Raw genomic sequence first — 20,043 nt, 5'->3', positions numbered from 1 at the left:
ACCTTTTTAACAAACAACCATGAACAACCATTTCGAAACAAAAGCCATACGAACACAAACAGAACGCACACAATTCTCAGAGCATTCAACTCCCTTATACTTAACGTCTAGTTTTGTATTTGATGATGCCGAAGATATGCGTGCTTCTTTTGCAGAAGAAAAAGAAAAGAACTTATATAGTAGATTCTCGAATCCAAATACAACAGAATTTGTTGACAAAATAGTTCAAATGGAAGGGGCTGAAGCCGGTTATGCTTTTGCAACAGGAATGGCTGCGGTATTTTCCACTTTCGGAGCTTTGTTGAATGCAGGAGATCATATAGTTTCTTGCAGATCTGTATTTGGATCAACACATAGTCTATTAACTAAATATTTACCAAAATGGAATATTAGTACTAGTTATTTTAAAATAAATGAGGTTGATAAAATTGAACAATTAATTCAACCAAATACAAAAATTTTATATGCTGAAACTCCTACAAATCCAGCTGTAGATATTATTGATTTAGAACTATTAGGAAAAATTGCTAAAAAGCATAATTTACTTTTAGTTATAGATAATTGTTTTGCAACTCCATATTTACAGAATCCAATAAAATTTGGTGCAGATTTGGTTATTCATTCAGCCACTAAATTAATTGATGGACAAGGGAGAGTTTTAGGAGGAATTGCCGTTGGAAAAGAAGATTTAATACGTGAAATTTATCTTTTTTCAAGAAATACTGGGCCAGCTATGTCTCCTTTTAATGCCTGGGTATTATCTAAAAGTTTAGAAACTTTAAGTATTAGAGTAGAAAAGCATTGTGAAAATGCCTTAAAAGTAGCAACGTTTTTAGAAGAACATCCAAAAGTAAATCTAGTAAAATATCCATTTTTAAAATCACATCCACAATATAATATCGCTAAAAAGCAAATGAAATTAGGCGGTAATATTGTAGCTTTTGAAATTAAAGGAGGAATTGAAGCAGGTCGCAAATTTTTAAACGCAATAAAAATGTGTTCATTATCTGCAAATTTAGGAGATACAAGAACAATCGTTACACATCCAGCATCAACAACTCATAGTAAATTAAGCATAGAAGACAGGTTAGAAGTTGGTATTACAAACGGACTAGTTCGTTGTTCGATTGGTTTAGAAAATATAGAGGATATTATTAACGATTTAAAACAAGCATTAGATACTTAAAAAATAAATAAAGTGTATTTTTGTAATATGCTTTCTAAGAAAACAAAATATGGTTTAAAGGCACTAGCCTTTATTGCTCGACAAGAAAAAGGAAATAAAGTACAAATAGCTACTATTTCCGAGAAAGAGAATATATCTCATAAATTTTTAGAAAGTATATTACTTACCTTACGAAAATCTGGTTTTTTGGGAGCCAAAAAAGGAAAAGGTGGCGGTTATTACATGTTAAAAGAAGCGTCTGAAATTAAAATGACAGATGTTATTAGAACGCTAGAGGGTCCAATAGCCATGCTACCTTGTGTTAGTTTAAACTATTATGAAAAATGTGATGACTGCCCTGATGAAGACGCATGTTCAGTACATAAATTAATGATTCAAGTTAGAGATAACACCTTACAAGTACTTCGTAATAATACACTTGCAGATTTAGTGTAAAATAACACAAATGTTATTCTATTGTAAAATTTTCAAATAAATGTTTTCACATTTAAAATGAATGTATACATTTGTCAATTCTTAAAACCTAGTTACCCGATAGGGTAATAGAACTTTAAAAATGATTTTAGAACAAATAATAGAAAATAAAAAAAATTACACACTGGATAAAGTTTCAGAAAATCCGTTACGAAGTATTGTGAAATCGGTTAGTTGGAGAGTAATTGGCACTATAGATACTATTTTAATATCATGGCTAATTACAGGAGAAATAAGTACAGCTTTTTCAATAGGTAGCATAGAATTAGGAACAAAGATGGTATTGTATTTTTTTCATGAAAGAATTTGGAACAAAATAAAATGGGGCAAAAAATGAGCTTACAAAGTCAGTTAAACATAGAAGAATTAAATAAAGGGTTAGAAAAACTAACCCCAAATCAAATAATAGAATGGATTTTCGATTTAAAAAAGAAAACAATTCTTACAACAAACTTTAGGCCTTATGAAGTAGCTATTTTACATTTAGTTTCAAAAGAAAATCCTTCAATAAAAACTATTTGGTGCGACACAGGATATAACACTCCTCAAACCTATAAGCATGCTGAGGAATTAATTAAGGAATTAGATTTAAATATTTATTTATATGTGCCAAAGCAAACGGTAGCACATAGAAATTCTGTATTAGGAATTCCTTCAATTGAAGATAAAAATCATGTGTTATTTACTGAACAAGTAAAATTAGAACCTTTTAAGAGGGCGATGTCAGAACATCAACCAGAAATTTGGTTTACAAATTTACGAAAAGGACAAACTTCCTTTAGAGACAATATTGGAGTGCTTTCTTTTAGTAAAGATGGAATTTTAAAAGTAAGTCCTTTTTATCATTGGTCAGATGAGGATTTAAATAAATACTTAGAAGAGCATAAACTACCAAATGAATTCAAATATTTCGATCCAACAAAAGTAGAAAGTAATAGAGAATGTGGTTTACATATTTAAAGAATATGATTATGAATACAAAAACAATAAAAGTAGGTGCTTTAGAAAGTGAAGCCATATATATATTTAGAGAAGTTGTTGCTCAATTTGAAAAACCAGTACTATTATTTTCAGGAGGAAAAGATAGTATAACATTGGTACGATTAGCACAGAAAGCATTTTATCCAGCTAAAATTCCTTTCCCTCTTTTACATATAGACACTGGTCATAATTTTCCAGAAACTATTGAATTTAGAGATCGTTTAGCTAATGAATTAGGTGTTGAATTAATCATTAGAAATGTTCAAGATAATATTGACAAAGGAAGAGTAAAAGAAGAAACAGGAAAGTACGCAAGCCGAAACATGCTACAAACAGAAACGCTATTAGATGCCATTGATGAATTTGGTTTTGATGCATGTATCGGTGGAGCGAGAAGAGATGAAGAAAAAGCAAGAGCTAAAGAACGCATTTTTTCTGTTCGTGACGATTTTGGTCAATGGGATGAAAAAAACCAACGTCCAGAATTATTCGACATGTTAAATGGAAGAATCGATTTAGGGCAAAACGTACGAGTTTTTCCTATTTCAAACTGGACAGAGCTAGATGTGTGGTCTTATATAAAAAATGAAAATATTGAAATACCATCTATCTATTTTGCACATAAAAGAGCAACTTTTTTAAGAGATGGACTTATTTGGTCTGCAGAAGACAATGTAGTTTATAGAGATGAAAATGAAGAAGTACAAGAACGAATGGTGCGCTTCAGAACAGTTGGAGATATGAGCTGTACAGCTGCAGTATTATCAAATGCTATAGATATAAATACAGTAGTAGATGAAATTAAAGTATCAACAATATCTGAAAGAGGTGCTAGAATAGATGATAAACGATCGGAAGCAGCAATGGAGAAACGTAAACAACAAGGATACTTTTAAAAATCACTTTAGGAATTAATATAAGCTATTAAAATAGCAAAAAGCAAAAAAATGAACGTACTAAAAATAGCAACAGCAGGAAGTGTCGATGATGGTAAAAGTACTTTAATAGGTCGTATTCTATACGATACCAATTCATTAACAGATGACAAATTAGAAGCTATAGAAGAAAAAAGTAAACAAAGAGGTTTTGATTACTTAGATTTCTCATTAGCTACCGATGGTTTAATTGCCGAAAGAGAACAAGGAATTACAATAGATGTAGCTCATATATATTTTTCAACTCCAAAAACAAGTTTCATTATTGCAGATACTCCTGGACATATTGAATATACTAGAAATATGGTTACTGGAGCTTCAAATTCACAAGTTTCAATTGTTTTAATTGATGCACGTAATGGTGTAATAGAACAAACGTATCGCCACTTTTTTATAAACAATTTACTACGAGTAAAAAATGTAGTTATTGCTATTAATAAAATGGACTTAGTTGATTATTCAGAAGAGAAATTCAATCAAATAAAAAATGAAATTGAATATTTAGCAGGTAAGAGTGCTTATAAAAGCCAACAATTAACTTTTATTCCTCTTTCAGCTTTAAAAGGAGACAATGTTGTTAAAAAATCGACAAGTACACCTTGGTATAAAGGAGAAACATTATTATACCATTTAGAAAGTCTAGAATCTGAAGATTTACAAGAGCAATCACAAACACGCTTTCCTGTTCAAACCGTAATAAGACCTAAAACAGAGGATTACCATGATTTTAGAGGATACGCAGGGAAAATTTACGGTGGAAACTTAGCTGTTGGTGATGAAGTTACGGTATTACCATCAACTACAGCATCAAAAATAAAAAGCATTCACTTTTTTGAAAAAGAATATTTACAAGCAAAAAGAGGAAGCTCTGTAACCCTTACTCTAGAAGATAATGTAAATGTAAGCAGAGGAGATATGCTGGTAAAAACTAAAGAAACTCCTACTGTTTCTAAAGAATTAACTGCTACAATATGTTGGATGGATAAATCTCCATTACAAGCTTTGAATAAATATTATATAAAACACGGTGTAAATGATGCGCAGGCTAAAATTATGTCTTTATCATCCATTATAAAAACAGATTTTTCTGGTAAAGAAGAAAATCCATCACAATTAACTTTAAATGAAATTGGTGATGTTACTTTAAAAGTAAGCAAACCGTTGTTTTTTGATTCTTACAAAAAGAATAAAGCAAATGGAACTTTCATTTTAATAAATCCAAAAACTAATAATACAGCCGGAGTAGGCTTTATTCAGTAACAAGAAAATCAAATGGCTATTATAATAACAGATGAGTGCATCAATTGTGGAGCATGCGAACCAGAATGCCCAAATACAGCTATTTATGAAGGGGCTTCAGACTGGAATTATAAAGAAGGAACTTCATTAAATGGAACTATAAAATTATTGAATGGAACTGAAATAGATGCAAATGAAGATCAAGAACCAGTTTCTGATGAATACTATTTCATTGTTCCAGACAAATGTACAGAATGTAAAGGATTTCATGAAGAACCACAATGTGCAGCTGTATGTCCAGTAGATTGTTGTGTGCCCGATGAAGATACAATTGAAACAGAAGAAGAACTATTAACAAAACAACAGTTCTTACATAATTAAAAGTAACGCTTACAAGCTTTAAAAAATAGAGTAATGCAAAGTTTTAGAACCGAAATAGAAAACCCAATTGTAGAAAAAGACATTCTAGAATTAGAACGTAAAATCCGTTTATTTAAAGAGGGACAAATAGACGAAGAACGCTTTAGAAGTTTGCGTTTAGCTAGAGGTGTATATGGCCAACGTCAGCTAGGTGTACAAATGATCCGTATAAAACTACCATATGGTAAAGTTACGAGTGAACAATTACATCGAATTGCTGATGTATCCGACGAATATTCTCGAGGTCGTTTGCATATTACAACACGTCAAGACATACAAATTCATTACGTAAGTTTAGATAGAACACCTGAGTTATGGGCGCAACTAGAAAAAGATGATATTACTTTACGTGAAGCCTGTGGAAATGCAGTTCGTAATGTAACTGCTTCAGAAACTGCAGGTATTGATGTAAATGAACCTTTTGATGTAACTCCATTTGCTCATGCAACATTTCAATTTTTCTTACGAAACCCTATTTGTCAAGAAATGGGAAGGAAATTTAAGATTTCATTTTCAGCAACAGATGAAGATACAGCAATAAGTTTTATGCATGATTTAGGTTTTATAGCGAAAACAAAAACTATAAACGGCAAAGAAACAAAAGGTTTTAAAGTATTATTAGCTGGTGGATTAGGTTCACAACCTCGTCATGCAGATGTTATATATGAATTTTTAGAAACAGATTTATTAATCCCTACAATTGAAGGTGTTTTACGTGTTTTTGATAGATATGGAGAACGTTCAAAAAGAGCAAAAGCACGCTTAAAATTTTTAGTGAAAGATTTAGGTGTTGATGCTTTTTTAAAATTGGTTGCAGAAGAGCAAAAAGCATTTGCCTATCAAACATACCCAATTGACACATCAGAATTTGAAAAGGAAATTCATTTTGAAACAACTGAAATACCATCAGTAAAAATAACAGATGAAGAAGCTTATAAAAACTGGAAAGAAACCAATGTCATTAAACAAAAACAAGACGATTTATACGCTGTAGGAATTAAAGTTCATTTAGGAGATTTTTATACTGACAAAGCACGTTTATTAGCTGATTTAATTAAAAAATATGGAGCAAATGAATTACGTTTTACATTACGTCAAAACATTTTAATTCGTCATATAAGAGAAGAATTTTTACCTTTTTTCTATACTGAATTAGAAAAATTAGGTTTTACAGAAGCGGGGTATAATAGCTTAGCAGATATTACTGCATGTCCTGGTACAGATACTTGTAATTTAGGTATTTCAAGTAGTACAGGTATAGCAACAGAATTAGAAGGTGTATTAAAATCAGAATATCCACAATACATAAATAACAAAGACATCACTATTAAAATTAGTGGTTGTATGAATGCATGTGGACAACATAACATGGCACATATTGGTTTCCAAGGAATGTCTGTAAAAGTAGGAACCTTATTAGCCCCTGCCCTACAGGTATTAATTGGAGGGGGTATTTTAGGTGATGGTAATGGTCGTTTTTCTGATAAACTAGTAAAAATACCAAGTAAAAGAGGACCAGAAGCTTTACGTACGCTTTTGAATAATTTTGAAGATAACAAACAAGAAAACGAAGACTTCTTGGCATACTATGATCGATATGGAAAAACGTATTTCTATGATTTATTAAAGCATTTATCTGATACTACCAATTTAGAACAAGATGATTTTATTGATTGGGGACATGATAAAAACTATGTAAAAGCCATAGGTGTAGGAGAATGTGCTGGAGTTGTTATTGATTTAATAGCAACCTTACTATTTGAAAGTGAAGAAAAAATAGAAAATGCTACAGAAGCATTTAAAGAAAAACAATGGTCGGATAGTATATATCATTCTTATTCAGCAATTATTAATACAGCAAAGGCATTGTTAACTTCTGAAGGAGCAAAAACAAATTCGCAAGCTGGAATTATTACAAATTTTGATGAAGTTTTTGTGAATACTAACAAAATTGTATTACCAACTTCATTTGCTGATTTTATATACCAAATTAAAGAAAATAAACCAACAGAATCTTTTGCTAAAAAATACCTAGAAGAAACAAAGTTGTTTTATAAAACGATAGATGCTTACAGGAAAGTAGCAGTAGAAAGTTAAAGATAAAAGAACATGAGAAATCTACCAAAATTAACCGTAGTTGGTGCAGGGCCAGGTGATATAGAATTAATCACTTTAAAAGCAATCAATGCTTTAAAACAAGCAGATGTTGTTTTATATGATGCTTTAGTAAATAACGATTTATTAGAATATGTAAATCCAAATGCTGAAATTATTTTTGTAGGTAAAAGAAGAGGTTGTTACCGTTATCAACAAGAACAAATTAATGAATTAATAGTCGCTAGAGGTCATTCTCATGGGCATGTAGTACGTTTAAAGGGTGGAGATCCATTTATTTTTGGTAGAGGAGCAGAAGAAATGGAATATGCTGCAAAATTTGGCTTACAAACAGCTGTTGTGCCTGGCATTTCTTCATCTTTAGCAGTTCCTGCGTATCAAAATATACCATTAACAAAGCGCGGAAGTTCAGAAAGTTTCTGGGTGATTACCGGTACTACAAAGCAACATCAAATATCAAATGATGTGGCTTTAGCAGCAAAATCTAGTGCTACAGTTGTTATTCTAATGGGAATGGGAAAACTACCAGAAATTATTAAACTTTTTCAAAAAGAAAATAAACATGATTTACCTGTCGCTATTATTCAAAATGGTACTACTCCGCAAGAAAAAATAGGTATTGGTACAGTTGATACGATAGAGCAAATAGTTTCTAAAAAGAAGTTAAGCAATCCAGCTATAATAATATTAGGGGAAGTTGTAAATCATAGGCAAGAACTTCAATTAGTTCAATCACAAGTAAAAACCAATATAGCTGTATGATACTAAAAGAAAGGAACAACCTCTACCCTATTTTTTTAAAAGTACATCAGCTAAATGTTCTTTTAATAGGTGCAGGGAATGTAGGTTTAGAAAAATTGAGTTTTTTACTAAAATCAAGTCCAAATGCAAAAGTTCAAATAGTAGCAATAGATATTCTTCCAGAAGTAAGAGATTTAGCTATAAAACATAAAGTTGAAATTATCCAAGAAGCTTATAATTCAAATTATTTAAAGAATAAAGATTTGATAATTGTTGCTACCAACGATAACGATGTGAACATACAAGCATATAATGATTGTAAAAAACAAAATTTATTAGTAAACGTAGCTGATACACCTCAACTATGTGATTTTTATTTAGGAGGAATTGTAACAAAAGGGAATGTGAAAATAGCAATTTCTACGAACGGAAAATCGCCTACAACAGCAAAAAGACTACGTCAGTTTTTTGAAGAAGTTATACCAAAGGACATCAATGAATTTGTTCAAAATTTAAATAAATACAGAAGAACCATTAAAGGTGATTTTGAAAAAAAAGTAGAAACATTAAACAAACTCACTGAGAGTTTAGTGAAATAATAAAGAAATGATTACAACAGATATATTAATTATAGGTGCGGGACCTACAGGCTTATTCACTGTTTTTGAAGCAGGATTATTAAAATTAAAATGTCATTTAATTGATGCACTACCCCAACCGGGAGGGCAATGTTCTGAAATATATCCTAAAAAACCTATTTATGATATTCCTGCATATCCAGAAATATTAGCTGGCGACTTAACCAAAAACCTACTAGAACAAATTAAACAATTTGAACCTAGTTTTACCTTAGGAGAAAGAGCCGATTCTATAGAGAAACAAGAAGACGGGACTTTTATTGTTACCACAAACAAAGGAACTAAACACCGTGCTCCAGTAGTAGCAATTGCAGGTGGACTAGGTAGTTTCGAGCCGAGAAAACCTCCAATTCCAAATATCTCAAATTTTGAAGATAAAGGAGTAGAATACATTATTAGAGAACCAGAAATTTATCGCAATAAAAAAGTGGTTATTGCTGGTGGTGGAGATTCAGCTCTAGACTGGGCTATTTTCCTATCTGATATTGCTTCGGAAGTAACTTTAGTACATCGTAGAAATGAGTTTAGAGGAGCTTTGGATTCTGTAGAAAGAGTACAAGAATTAAAAGATATTGGAAAAATTCATTTAATAACGCCTGCAGAAATAAAAAAAGTTTATGGGACAGACCATGTTACTGGGGTTCAAATTGTGGAAAAAGGAGAAGAACCGTATGTGTACGAAGCTGATCATTTTATTCCATTATTTGGATTATCTCCAAAACTAGGACCAATTGCAAACTGGGGATTAGAAATCGAAAAAAACGCAATTAAAGTAAATAATGCACTCGATTATCAAACAAATATACCAGGGATTTATGCCATTGGAGATGTAAATACATATCCTGGGAAATTAAAACTGATTTTATGTGGATTTCACGAAGCAACCTTAATGTGTCAAAGTGCATTTCAACGTATACATCCAGAAAAAAAATATGTAATGAAATATACAACTGTTGGAGGTGTTGAAGGTTTTGACGGAACAAAAAAAGAAGCACCAAAAGCAGTGGTAAAAGCAATTAGTTAATTAGAATAAATAATGTCAGACGTCAACATAAAAATAACCGATCGAGAAGGTATAATGCACGAAATAATTGCACCTACCGACATGGCAATGAATTTAATGGAAATTGTTCGTTCGTATGAACTAGCAGAAGAAGGAACAATTGGTATTTGTGGAGGTATGGCAATGTGCGCATCATGTCAATGCTATATAAAATCAGATCATCAATTATCAGAAATGACTCCAGATGAAGATTTGATGTTAGCAGAAGCATTTCATGTAGAAGATAATAGTCGTTTAGGATGTCAAATTCAAATGACACCTGAGTTAGAAGGATTAGAAATAGAATTAGCACCAGAAAACTAATTCATTTGTATAAAAAGAACTATCAAAATGCAGTTTAAAAATTATAATTTATCATTAAAAGACAATGTCGAGGCTTTTACCAAGCAGTTATTTTATGCTTTATTTAGTGATGTTTGTCAAGAAAAAGCAACACATTTAAAAGAACAGTTTATTGCGATCTTAAATGAATTAAATGTTCTTCAGAGTGAAAATTTTTGGATGTTATATCAAGATACTTTTTGCAAAATAAGAGAACAATTAGATTTAGATGCCATTGCTTTTGAACAGAACGACCCAGCTTGTAAAAGCTTAGAGGAAGTTTATTTAGCATATCCAGGTTTTCATGCAATAGCTGTATACCGATTAAGCCATGAACTAATAAAATTGAATGTCCCTATTTTACCTCGAATGATGAGTGAATATATTCATGGAGTAACGGGTACAGATATTCATCCCGGAGCAATTATTGGTTCTTCTTTTTTTATTGATCATGCTACAGGAATTGTAATTGGAGAAACCACTAAAATACATAATAATGTAAAAATTTACCAGGGAGTAACCTTAGGAGGAATTCAAGTAAAAAAAGAATTAGCTTCTACAAAAAGGCATCCAACAATAGAAAATAATGTTACTATCTATGCCAATGCTACCATATTGGGAGGCAATGTAATTATTGGACAAGATAGTATTATTGGCGCTAATGTATGTGTAACTGAATCAGTTCCTGAAGGATCGATAGTTACCTATGAATTAGAAAATAAAATTACCACCAGAAAATCATATGTAAAATGATTTTCATAATAAGAAATAAACCATGAAGACAAAAAGTATCATCGATTTTGTAGGAAATACTCCACTAGTAGAAATAACCAATGCTTTTAATAAACCAAATGTTAAACTATTATTGAAACTTGAAGGAAATAACCCTGGAGGTAGTGTAAAAGATAGAGCTGCATATTTTATGATTTCTGAAGCAATTAAAAGAAAAAACATAAAAAAAGGAGACACTTTAGTAGAAGCTACTAGTGGGAATACAGGTATTGCGTTGGCTTTAATGGCAAAAGTATTAGGTGTAAACATGGTATTGGTAATGCCTGAACACGCTACTGTTGAAAGAGTAAAAACAATGAGAGCTTATGGTGCTGAAGTTATTTTAACGCCCACCGCATTAGGAATGGAAGGAGCCATAGACCATGCCTTAGAATTAAAATATAAAAAAGGATATTTTAGGTTAAATCAATTTGATAATTTTGACAATCCAAAAGCACATTATACAACTACGGGGCCTGAAATTTGGAGAGATACAGAAGGTGAAATAACTCATTTTGTTTCTGCAATGGGAACCACTGGCACAATAACTGGAGTTTCTGATTATTTGAAAGAAAAGAACGAACAAATTCAAATTATTGGAGTTCAACCTAAAGAAGGTGCTAAAATTCCTGGAATTAGAAAATGGTCGCAAGAATACTTACCTGCTATTTTTAAGCCTCAAAAAATCAGTACTATTCTAGAAGTAAACCAAAAGGAAGCTGAAGAAGGTACAATTAAGTTAGCAGAGCAAGAAGGCATTTTTGCGGGTATGAGTAGTGGTGGTGCATTTGCTACAGCTCTTAAGGTTGCTAACTCTATAGAGAAAGGAGTGGTAGTTGCTATTGTTTGTGATAGAGGAGATCGTTATTTGTCTTCAGAATTATACGGTTTATAGAAAATTTCTTTAATTCATAATTTTCTTCAAAAATAATCTTTCGGAAACATATTTCTTTATTTCGGAAATTTATAAAACCTTCAAGAAGATATAGCTTTTACTTTTATCATAGATTTAGTGTTAACCCCCGAAAAAAATCATAAAAATGAAAAAAGTAAAAGTTTTAAAACTAATGTTGTATGCATTAGTTTTATTTAATTTCAGTAAAACATTTTCACAATCACCTTATGAATTAAAAAACGGTAGTTTTGAAACACTCTCTGCTGGTAATGCGAATAATATATATGCTCATTTTACAGCAAGAAGATTAGGACCAAGTTGGTACGCTTATAAAGGTAACCCGATAACTCACTATAACGGTTATAATGGGGTTTACACTTGTGGACCTTGTGGGAATGGTTCAAACTATGCTTCCTTAAAGTATTATAATACTAATGGACAAAAAAAAGGAAACTCAATGTTTATGTATTATCCTATGAAAAGTAATAAAACATATAAACTTAAGTTTGATTATAAAAAAAATAGTGGAACTCTTTATGTTATAGCTACAAATAGTGCCACAGCAAATTATAATATTAACAGTAATATCATTGAAGATGTAGGAACTGTAAATAATAATAGTATATACAGTTCTTTACCGTCTAATGATCAAAAACTTGTAAAAAAAGTTATTTTAAACACTAGTAGTCATTGGAGTAATAATTCTCCTACAGGAAATAACACAAGCGTTAATGTAACATTTACTCCTACCAAAGATTATACACAGCTACTATTTGTATATTATTCTACTCAAGCTACTGCACAAGGTGAAATGTATATCGATGGAGTTACAATGACAGGTGATTTAAACGAGCCTGGAAAAGTATCAATGGCTCTTAACGGTGATAATTCTGACACCAATGTAGGAATTCAAATTTGCAGTGGAGATCCAGTAATTTTAGATGGTAGAGGAACAGTAGATACTTCTTTAGATCATAATCAGAGAATTCAATATTTTACTGCTATTTATAAGATAGGAAGTAACGGTCAAGCTGTAAATGGATCTCATACTTGGAATGATGGAGTTCCTTATAGTGATTTAGACTTACAAACTCAATTTCCTTTAACTTCTCCACAAGGTGTTACCACTCAATACCATGTTAAACTAGCAATAAATTCAGGACCAAATAATACTTGGATTGAAAAAGTAATGAAAGTTTACGTTATAGGAAAACCTAGTTTTTATTTTGGGACATTATATACGGTAAAACCAGGACAAACAATTACCTTAAAAGTATTAGGACTACCACAAAATGGTCAATACACATACAAATGGTATGCTGCTAATACAACACAAATATTAAGCACAAATGATAGGCTCTATGTTACAAAAGGAGCAGAAGGCAATTATTATTATACGGTTGAAGTTACAGATGTAAATACAGGATGCACAACCACAAAAACAATAAACGTTATTTATTCTAATATGAAAGTAATGGATCCTGATTTAGGTGAATTAACACCTGAAAGAAATACAAATATAGAAGTTACAACCTATCCTAATCCAGTATCAGATATAATAAACATAAAGTCAAATACCAATATTGACAGGTTAGAACTTTATTCTCTTAACGGTACAAGAATAGCCACTTCAAGAGGTAATACTATCGATGTAAAAAGTATCAAAAAAGGAATGTATATACTAAAAGCTATTTCTGGCAATACAACCATAAAAGAATCAAAAATTATAAAAAAATAAATAACTAAAAAGGGAAAATACTAAATCTTAAAATCTCACTTACTATTTGTAAGTGAGATTTTTTATTAAAAATAAAAAGAATAATTTATTGGGAAACTAAAAATAAACCAATAGATTTGTACCTTAGTTCATTAACTTAATTGATGTTATCAAGAAAGGTGGAGGGAATAGACCCTTTGAAACCTTAGCAACCCTTTGTGTAAACAAAGAAGGTGCTACATTCTACTGCTTGGCAGAGAGATAACGGAAAGGATTTTACTTCCTCTTTTCCTGATAACAAAACTTTTAATTATCAGGAATGTCAAACATTTATACAGAAATACAAAAAAGAATTCTCGTACTCGATGGAGCTATGGGTACTATGCTTCAAGAATATAAATTCACTGAAGAGGATTTTCGCGGAGAACGTTTTAAAGAGTATCCAACACCACTACAAGGTAATAATGACTTATTATCAATTACGCAACCAGAAGCAGTAAAAGAAGTACATCGAAAATACTTTGCAGCAGGTGCTGATATTGTTGAAACCAATACTTTTTCGGGTACAACCATAGCCATGGCAGACTACCAAATGGAAGGTTTGGTGTACGAATTAAATTATGAGTCGGCAAAAATAGCTAAAGAAGTTGCACAAGAGTTTACAAAAAAAGAACCTCATAAACCCAGATTTGTTGCAGGATCTATAGGACCAACCAATCGAACAGCAAGCATGTCTCCAGATGTTAACGACCCTGGTTATAGAGCCGTTACGTTTAACGAATTACGAATAGCTTACAAACAACAAACAGAAGCTTTATTAGATGGTGGAGCTGATATTTTATTAGTAGAAACAGTATTTGATACTTTAAATGCGAAGGCAGCTTTATTTGCCATAGAAGAAGTAAAAAGTGAACGTGCTATTGAAATACCTATTATGATTTCAGGTACAATTACAGATGCTTCAGGAAGAACACTATCCGGTCAAACTGCAGAAGCATTTCTAATATCTATTTCACATATTCCTTTATTATCTGTCGGTTTTAACTGTGCTTTAGGAGCCAACTTATTACAACCTCATTTAGAAGTCATAGCATCAAAAACAAATTTTGCTACTTCGGCTCATCCAAATGCAGGACTTCCAAATGCTTTTGGAGAATATGATGAAACTCCTGAAGAAACAGCATCTCAAATAGAAGAATACCTAAAAAAAGATTTAATCAATATTATAGGAGGTTGTTGTGGTACAACGCCAAAACATATTACAGCCATTGCAAAAGTAGCTTCAAAATATAAACCGAGAAAAGTTACAAATACAAACCATTGATAATTAAGTGAAAATGAGTAGAGAAGAAAGAAAATTCATGCATTTATCAGGATTGGAGCCTTTGATTTTAAATGAAAACAGCAACTTTATAAACGTTGGTGAACGTACCAATGTAGCAGGTTCACGTAAGTTTTTACGATTAATTAAAGAAGAAAAATTCGATGAGGCACTAGCAATAGCACGTCATCAGGTAGATGGAGGAGCGCAAATCATTGATATAAATATGGATGATGGTTTAATTGATGGAAAAGAAGCCATGGTTCGTTTTTTAAATCTAATAGCAGCAGAACCTGATATTTGTCGCGTACCTATTATGATTGATAGTTCTAAATGGGAAATTATAGAGGCTGGCTTACAAGTAGTACAAGGTAAATGTGTCGTAAACTCTATAAGTTTAAAAGAAGGTGAAGAAAAATTTATATGGGAAGCTACCCAAATAAAACGTTACGGAGCAGCAGTAATTGTAATGGCTTTTGACGAAGTTGGACAAGCCGATAATTATCAACGTAGAATTGAAATAGCAGAACGTTCGTATAAAGTTTTAGTAGATAAAGTAGGCTTCCCTTCTGAAGATATTATTTTCGATTTAAATATTTTCCCTGTTGCTACAGGAATGGAAGAACATCGTAAAAACGCAATTGATTTTATAGAAGCTACACGTTGGGTTCGTAATAACTTACCAAATGCTAATATAAGTGGTGGCGTTAGTAATGTTTCTTTCTCTTTTAGAGGAAACAATACAGTTCGTGAAGCAATGCATTCTGTTTTTCTTTATTATGCTATACAAGCTGGAATGAATATTGGAATCGTAAATCCCGCAATGCTAGAAGTTTATGATGATATCCCTAAAGGTTTATTAGAACACATAGAAGATGTAATTTTAGACAAACGTGATGATGCTACAGAACGTTTATTAGATTTTGCTGAAACTGTAAAAGGAAAGAAAAAAGAAGACGATGGTAAAGCTTTAGAATGGCGGAATTTATCCTTACAAGAACGTATTACACATTCATTAGTAAAAGGAATTGATGCTTTTATTATAGAAGATGCTGAAGAAGCAAGATTAAGTGTAGAACGTCCATTACATGTAATTGAGGGGCATTTAATGTCTGGAATGAATGTCGTTGGAGATTTATTTGGAGCGGGAAAAATGTTTTTACCGCAAGTTGTAAAATCTGCTAGAGTAATGAAAAAAGCTGTCGCACATTTAAACCCTTTTATTGAAGCTGAAAAAGGTGAGGAACAAAAAGCCTTAGGTAAAATTTTAATGGCTACTGTTAAAGGTGATGTTCATGATATTGGTAAAAATATTGTTTCAGTTGTTTTAGGATGTAATAATTATGAAATTGTAGACTTAGGAGTTATGGTACCTCCAGAAAAAATTATTGAATCCGCAAAAAAAGAAAATGTTGATGCTATTGGCTTAAGCGGATTAATAACGCCTTCTTTAGATGAAATGGTTTATCTAGCAAAAGAAATGGAACGCCAAAATTTTGAAGTTCCTTTATTAATTGGAGGAGCAACCACCTCTAAAGCTCACACCGCTGTAAAAATAGACACACAATATAAAAATGCAGTAATACATGTAAATGATGCATCTAGAGCAGTAACTGTTGTTAGTAATCTACTAAATAAAGAAACTAAAAATGAATATGTAGCTAAATTAAAAAAAGACTATTCAGCCTTTCGTGATAAGTTTTTAAAAAGAGGAAAAACAAAAGCATATATTTCAATAGAAGAAGCACGCAAACGTAAATTTAAAATAGATTGGAATTCTTCAAACATTATAAAACCAAAAGAGTTAGGAATTCAAACATTACAACAAGTAAGTTTAAAAGAACTAATTCCGTTTATAGATTGGTCTCCTTTCTTTCGTTCATGGGACTTACATGGTAAATACCCTAATATACTAACCGATGATATTGTAGGAGAACAAGCCACTACCCTATTCGAAGATGCTCAAAAAATGCTCCGAGAAATTGTTTCAAAACAATTATTAAAACCTAAAGGAGTTTTTGGGTTATTTGAAGCAAATACTGTTAATACAGACGATATCTCTATTCAGAAAAAAGGGAAAGAAATTGCTGTTTTTAGAACACTACGTCAGCAATTAAAAAAACGAGACGACAAGCCAAGTTTCGCTTTAGCCGATTTTATAGTTCCTAAAGAAACAGGTAAAACTGATTATATGGGGGCTTTTTGTACGGCTATTTTTGGTGCAGATGAATTAGCAACAAAATATAAAAATCAACAAGATGATTATAATGCTATCATGGCACAAGCGTTAGCAGATCGTTTTGCTGAAGCTTTTGCAGAATACTTACATCATAGAATAAGAACAAAGCATTGGGGATATGGCATTAATGAAAACTTAACAAATGAAGATTTAATAAATGAAAACTACAAAGGAATTCGTCCAGCACCAGGATATCCTGCATGTCCAGATCATCTAGAAAAAGAAACTATCTGGCAATTATTAGATGTAGAAAAACAAATAGGAGTCACTTTAACCGAGAGCTTAGCTATGTGGCCAGCAGCAGCTGTTTCTGGTTATTATTTTGCCAATGAAGAATCTAAATATTTTGGATTAGGAAAAATAACAGATGATCAAGTAAACGATTTTGCAACAAGAAAAAATATCTCATTAGAAAAAGCAAGAAAATGGTTGCACCCAACAATTGCTGACAATTAAAATAAAATCATGAAAGTAACAGAACATATAAATAACGCCAACGGAAAAACGTTGTTTTCGTTTGAAATATTACCTCCTTTAAAGGGACAACATATACAATCAATTTTTAATAATATAGATCCTTTAATGGAATTTAATCCTCCTTTTATAGACGTTACCTATCATAGAGAGGAATACACCTATAAAGAACTTGAAAACGGATTATTAAAAAAACAAGTCGTAAAAAAAAGACCTGGTACTGTAGGAATTTGTGCAGCAATTCAAAATAAATATCAAGTCGATGCTGTTCCTCACATTTTATGCGGAGGGTTTACTAAAGAAGATACTGAGAATTTTTTAATTGATTTAGATTTTTTAGGAATCGATAATGTTGTAGCCTTACGTGGTGATGCAGTAAAAAGCGAAACTTATTTTAAACCAGAGAAAGAAGGTCATAAATATGCAAATGAATTAGTTTCACAAATTCAAAGTTTAAATAACGGAAAATATTTAGATGATGAATTACTAAATTCATCCCAAACAAATTTTTGCATAGGTGTTGCAGGATATCCTGAAAAGCATATGGAAGCTCCAAGTTTAGATTCGGACATTCACTTTTTAAAAAAGAAAATTAAAAGTGGAGCTACTTATATTGTAACGCAAATGTTTTTTGATAATCAAAAATATTTCGATTTTGTAGCCAAATGCAGAGCTGAAGGAATTACGGTTCCTATTATTCCTGGACTAAAACCTATTTCAACAAAGAAACAATTGAATTTAATTCCACATCGTTTTAAAGTTGATTTACCTGATGATCTAATTATGGATGTAGTTAATTGCAAAGACAATATAGCGGTTCGTCAAGTTGGTGTTGAATGGTGCATAAATCAAAGTAAAGAATTAATAAAAGCTGGAGTTCCTTTATTACATTATTATTCTATGGGTAAATCAACCAATATTCAACAAATAGCAAAAGAAGTATTTTAAACTTGTAAGGAAATAGAAACTATTGATACTATGATAGTAAAAAGTAATTTTTGTAAAATTGCATTGGTAAAATATTTGCTTACTTTTGTAAAATACAAACAAAGACATTAACTTAATTAAAATATAATAAAATGGCATTAGAAATTACAGATGCAAACTTTGACGAAGTAGTATTAAAATCTGATAAACCAGTATTAGTTGATTTTTGGGCAGCTTGGTGTGGACCTTGTAGAATGGTTGGGCCTATTGTTGATGAAATTCATACTGAATATGATGGAAAAGCTGTTGTTGGTAAAGTTGACGTTGACAATAACCAAGAATTTGCTGCTAAATATGGAGTAAGAAACATTCCTACTGTATTAATTTTCAAAAACGGTGAAGTTGTAGACAAACAAGTTGGTGCTGCTCCTAAAAAAGCATATACTGATAAAATTGATGCTGCTTTATAAACAGTAGTATTATAATATATAATTCAAAAGGTTTGGCTATCGCCAAACCTTTTTTTATTTTCGGACTATATGATTGATTTAAACAATACTTCTTCAGAAATTAAAAATCTTGAAATACTTGCAAAACAAGTAGTAGAAGGTTTTATAACTGGTATGCACAAAAGTCCTTTTCATGGATTTTCTGTTGAATTTTCAGAACATAAGTTATACAATAAAGGCGAAAGTACTCGCCATATAGATTGGAAGCTCTTTGCTAAAACTGAAAAATTGTATACTAAAAAGTATGAAGAAGAAACCAATTTACGTTGTCATTTAATTATTGACAACTCTGCATCAATGCATTACCCTATAATTAAAAGTCAATCTATTGATAACTTAAACAAAATTGGGTTTTCTGCTATTGCTGCTGCTTCTTTAATGGATATTTTAAAGCGACAAAGGGATGCTGTAGGTCTAAGTATCTATTCTGATACTTATGAGTACTACGCTCCTGAAAAAGGCAGTGAACGTCATAGAAAAATGCTGTTAAATCAATTAGAAGGATTATTAAACTCAAAATCTAATTCTACAACAGAAACTCATGAGTATTTACATGAAATAGCTGAAAAAATACATAGACGCTCTTTAATCTTTTTATTTACGGATATGTTTCAAACAACAAAAAATGAAGAAGAGCTTTTTGAAGCTTTAAGGCATTTAAAATTCAATAAACATGAAGTTGTATTATTTCATACCTATGATAAAAAGACTGAATTTTTATTTGATTTTGATAATACTCCTAAAAAATTTGTAGATGTAGAAACTGGAGAAGAAATAAATTTATACGCTGAAAACATTCAAAAAAACTATACTGAATTAAGTCAGTCTTTTTTCAAGAATCTAAAGAACAAATGTTTACAATATAAAATAGATTATATACCTGTTGATATTAATGAAGGTTACGACAAAATACTTACCTCCTATTTAATCAGCAGGCAAAAAAAAGTGTAATTAAATCTTTTTTTTCTAAAAAAAGATTATATATTTGCATCCGCTTAGAGCAACGGTCTGGTAGTTCAGCTGGTTAGAATACATGCCTGTCACGCATGGGGTCGCGGGTTCGAGTCCCGTCCAGAC

Annotated in this window: 20 protein-coding genes and 1 riboswitch; all 20 genes read left to right on the top strand. The window is 31.4% G+C overall.

Annotation, left to right across the window (positions count from 1 at the left end):
* The first annotated feature begins 19 nt into the window (after positions 1–19).
* The 20 genes from Q0881_RS17300 (at position 20) to Q0881_RS17205 (ending at position 19,917) form a co-directional block, all read left to right on the top strand.
* Entirely contained in the window at positions 20–1,186 is a 1,167-nt protein-coding gene (locus Q0881_RS17300; protein WP_299163096.1) for an aminotransferase class I/II-fold pyridoxal phosphate-dependent enzyme, read from the top strand.
* Positions 1,187–1,213: 27 nt separating this feature from the next.
* Positions 1,214–1,621: an Rrf2 family transcriptional regulator gene (locus Q0881_RS17295; RefSeq protein ID WP_299163108.1), complete on the top strand. Its 408-nt coding sequence runs from the start codon at positions 1,214–1,216 to the stop codon at positions 1,619–1,621.
* 121 nt (positions 1,622–1,742) lie between these two features.
* Positions 1,743–1,997 carry a DUF2061 domain-containing protein gene (locus Q0881_RS17290; protein WP_299163095.1) on the top strand — a complete coding sequence of 85 codons (255 nt, stop codon included), beginning with the start codon at positions 1,743–1,745 and terminating at the stop codon, positions 1,995–1,997.
* Complete coding sequence (locus Q0881_RS17285; RefSeq protein ID WP_299163093.1) at positions 1,994–2,620, top strand: phosphoadenosine phosphosulfate reductase family protein; 627 nt, start codon at positions 1,994–1,996, stop codon at positions 2,618–2,620. Before Q0881_RS17290 ends, Q0881_RS17285 begins: the two co-directional genes overlap by 4 nt.
* An 11-nt stretch (positions 2,621–2,631) precedes the next feature.
* The gene (cysD, locus tag Q0881_RS17280; protein ID WP_299163091.1) at positions 2,632–3,537 is read left to right on the top strand and encodes a sulfate adenylyltransferase subunit CysD; all 906 of its coding nucleotides are present in this window, start codon (positions 2,632–2,634) and stop codon (positions 3,535–3,537) included.
* Positions 3,538–3,588: 51 nt separating this feature from the next.
* Positions 3,589–4,836, top strand: coding sequence for a GTP-binding protein (locus Q0881_RS17275; protein WP_299163089.1), 1,248 nt, complete (start codon positions 3,589–3,591; stop codon positions 4,834–4,836).
* Positions 4,837–4,848: 12 nt separating this feature from the next.
* Positions 4,849–5,196: a 4Fe-4S dicluster domain-containing protein gene (locus tag Q0881_RS17270; protein WP_299163086.1), complete on the top strand. Its 348-nt coding sequence runs from the start codon at positions 4,849–4,851 to the stop codon at positions 5,194–5,196.
* Between the two features lie 33 nt (positions 5,197–5,229).
* A complete protein-coding gene (locus Q0881_RS17265) occupies positions 5,230–7,332 on the top strand; it encodes a HEPN domain-containing protein (protein ID WP_299163083.1) in 2,103 nt (700 codons plus the stop codon).
* A gap of 12 nt (positions 7,333–7,344) precedes the next feature.
* Positions 7,345–8,112, top strand: coding sequence for a uroporphyrinogen-III C-methyltransferase (cobA, locus tag Q0881_RS17260; RefSeq protein ID WP_299163081.1), 768 nt, complete (start codon positions 7,345–7,347; stop codon positions 8,110–8,112).
* Positions 8,109–8,690: a bifunctional precorrin-2 dehydrogenase/sirohydrochlorin ferrochelatase gene (locus Q0881_RS17255; protein WP_299163079.1), complete on the top strand. Its 582-nt coding sequence runs from the start codon at positions 8,109–8,111 to the stop codon at positions 8,688–8,690. The genes cobA and Q0881_RS17255 overlap by 4 nt, the downstream gene beginning before the upstream one ends.
* A gap of 7 nt (positions 8,691–8,697) precedes the next feature.
* The gene (locus Q0881_RS17250; RefSeq protein ID WP_299163076.1) at positions 8,698–9,753 is read left to right on the top strand and encodes an NAD(P)/FAD-dependent oxidoreductase; all 1,056 of its coding nucleotides are present in this window, start codon (positions 8,698–8,700) and stop codon (positions 9,751–9,753) included.
* Positions 9,754–9,765: 12 nt separating this feature from the next.
* Positions 9,766–10,095, top strand: a complete 330-nt coding sequence (locus Q0881_RS17245; protein ID WP_299163074.1) for a 2Fe-2S iron-sulfur cluster-binding protein — start codon at positions 9,766–9,768, stop codon at positions 10,093–10,095.
* 27 nt (positions 10,096–10,122) lie between these two features.
* Positions 10,123–10,866, top strand: coding sequence for a serine O-acetyltransferase EpsC (gene epsC, locus Q0881_RS17240; protein WP_299163072.1), 744 nt, complete (start codon positions 10,123–10,125; stop codon positions 10,864–10,866).
* 22 nt (positions 10,867–10,888) lie between these two features.
* Entirely contained in the window at positions 10,889–11,779 is an 891-nt protein-coding gene (cysM, locus tag Q0881_RS17235) for a cysteine synthase CysM (protein WP_299163069.1), read from the top strand.
* Positions 11,780–11,924: 145 nt separating this feature from the next.
* Positions 11,925–13,517: a T9SS type A sorting domain-containing protein gene (locus tag Q0881_RS17230; RefSeq protein WP_299163067.1), complete on the top strand. Its 1,593-nt coding sequence runs from the start codon at positions 11,925–11,927 to the stop codon at positions 13,515–13,517.
* Between the two features lie 143 nt (positions 13,518–13,660).
* Positions 13,661–13,764: riboswitch (SAM riboswitch) on the top strand.
* 51 nt (positions 13,765–13,815) lie between these two features.
* Positions 13,816–14,820 carry a homocysteine S-methyltransferase family protein gene (locus tag Q0881_RS17225; RefSeq protein ID WP_299163065.1) on the top strand — a complete coding sequence of 335 codons (1,005 nt, stop codon included), beginning with the start codon at positions 13,816–13,818 and terminating at the stop codon, positions 14,818–14,820.
* Between the two features lie 13 nt (positions 14,821–14,833).
* Positions 14,834–17,512 (top strand): methionine synthase, encoded by a 2,679-nt coding sequence (gene metH / locus Q0881_RS17220; RefSeq protein WP_299163063.1) that lies wholly within the window; start codon positions 14,834–14,836, stop codon positions 17,510–17,512.
* Positions 17,513–17,521: 9 nt separating this feature from the next.
* Positions 17,522–18,478 carry a methylenetetrahydrofolate reductase [NAD(P)H] gene (gene metF, locus Q0881_RS17215; RefSeq protein WP_299163060.1) on the top strand — a complete coding sequence of 319 codons (957 nt, stop codon included), beginning with the start codon at positions 17,522–17,524 and terminating at the stop codon, positions 18,476–18,478.
* A gap of 131 nt (positions 18,479–18,609) precedes the next feature.
* A complete protein-coding gene (trxA, locus tag Q0881_RS17210; RefSeq protein WP_299163058.1) occupies positions 18,610–18,927 on the top strand; it encodes a thioredoxin in 318 nt (105 codons plus the stop codon).
* Between the two features lie 69 nt (positions 18,928–18,996).
* Positions 18,997–19,917, top strand: coding sequence for a DUF58 domain-containing protein (locus tag Q0881_RS17205; protein ID WP_299163055.1), 921 nt, complete (start codon positions 18,997–18,999; stop codon positions 19,915–19,917).
* The last annotated feature ends 126 nt before the right edge of the window (positions 19,918–20,043 follow it).

The organism is uncultured Tenacibaculum sp., from assembly GCF_947494125.1.
GTDB lineage: Bacteria > Bacteroidota > Bacteroidia > Flavobacteriales > Flavobacteriaceae > Polaribacter.
This window is presented reverse-complemented; position numbering and strand designations above follow the sequence as displayed.

Bases quoted from the DNA above. Each gene is read 5' to 3' on its own strand.
- Q0881_RS17265 (WP_299163083.1), top strand. From the start codon at position 5,230: ATGCAAAGTTTTAGAACCGAAATAGAAAACCCAATTGTAGAAAAAGAC.
- cysD (WP_299163091.1), top strand. From the start codon at position 2,632: ATGAATACAAAAACAATAAAAGTAGGTGCTTTAGAAAGTGAAGCCATA.
- Q0881_RS17270 (WP_299163086.1), top strand. From the start codon at position 4,849: ATGGCTATTATAATAACAGATGAGTGCATCAATTGTGGAGCATGCGAA.
- Q0881_RS17290 (WP_299163095.1), top strand. From the start codon at position 1,743: ATGATTTTAGAACAAATAATAGAAAATAAAAAAAATTACACACTGGAT.
- Q0881_RS17245 (WP_299163074.1), top strand. From the start codon at position 9,766: ATGTCAGACGTCAACATAAAAATAACCGATCGAGAAGGTATAATGCAC.
- Q0881_RS17285 (WP_299163093.1), top strand. From the start codon at position 1,994: ATGAGCTTACAAAGTCAGTTAAACATAGAAGAATTAAATAAAGGGTTA.
- metF (WP_299163060.1), top strand. From the start codon at position 17,522: ATGAAAGTAACAGAACATATAAATAACGCCAACGGAAAAACGTTGTTT.
- Q0881_RS17275 (WP_299163089.1), top strand. From the start codon at position 3,589: ATGAACGTACTAAAAATAGCAACAGCAGGAAGTGTCGATGATGGTAAA.
- trxA (WP_299163058.1), top strand. From the start codon at position 18,610: ATGGCATTAGAAATTACAGATGCAAACTTTGACGAAGTAGTATTAAAA.
- Q0881_RS17255 (WP_299163079.1), top strand. From the start codon at position 8,109: ATGATACTAAAAGAAAGGAACAACCTCTACCCTATTTTTTTAAAAGTA.
- Q0881_RS17300 (WP_299163096.1), top strand. From the start codon at position 20: ATGAACAACCATTTCGAAACAAAAGCCATACGAACACAAACAGAACGC.
- cobA (WP_299163081.1), top strand. From the start codon at position 7,345: ATGAGAAATCTACCAAAATTAACCGTAGTTGGTGCAGGGCCAGGTGAT.
- Q0881_RS17205 (WP_299163055.1), top strand. From the start codon at position 18,997: ATGATTGATTTAAACAATACTTCTTCAGAAATTAAAAATCTTGAAATA.
- cysM (WP_299163069.1), top strand. From the start codon at position 10,889: ATGAAGACAAAAAGTATCATCGATTTTGTAGGAAATACTCCACTAGTA.
- metH (WP_299163063.1), top strand. From the start codon at position 14,834: ATGAGTAGAGAAGAAAGAAAATTCATGCATTTATCAGGATTGGAGCCT.
- Q0881_RS17250 (WP_299163076.1), top strand. From the start codon at position 8,698: ATGATTACAACAGATATATTAATTATAGGTGCGGGACCTACAGGCTTA.
- epsC (WP_299163072.1), top strand. From the start codon at position 10,123: ATGCAGTTTAAAAATTATAATTTATCATTAAAAGACAATGTCGAGGCT.
- Q0881_RS17230 (WP_299163067.1), top strand. From the start codon at position 11,925: ATGAAAAAAGTAAAAGTTTTAAAACTAATGTTGTATGCATTAGTTTTA.
- Q0881_RS17225 (WP_299163065.1), top strand. From the start codon at position 13,816: ATGTCAAACATTTATACAGAAATACAAAAAAGAATTCTCGTACTCGAT.
- Q0881_RS17295 (WP_299163108.1), top strand. From the start codon at position 1,214: ATGCTTTCTAAGAAAACAAAATATGGTTTAAAGGCACTAGCCTTTATT.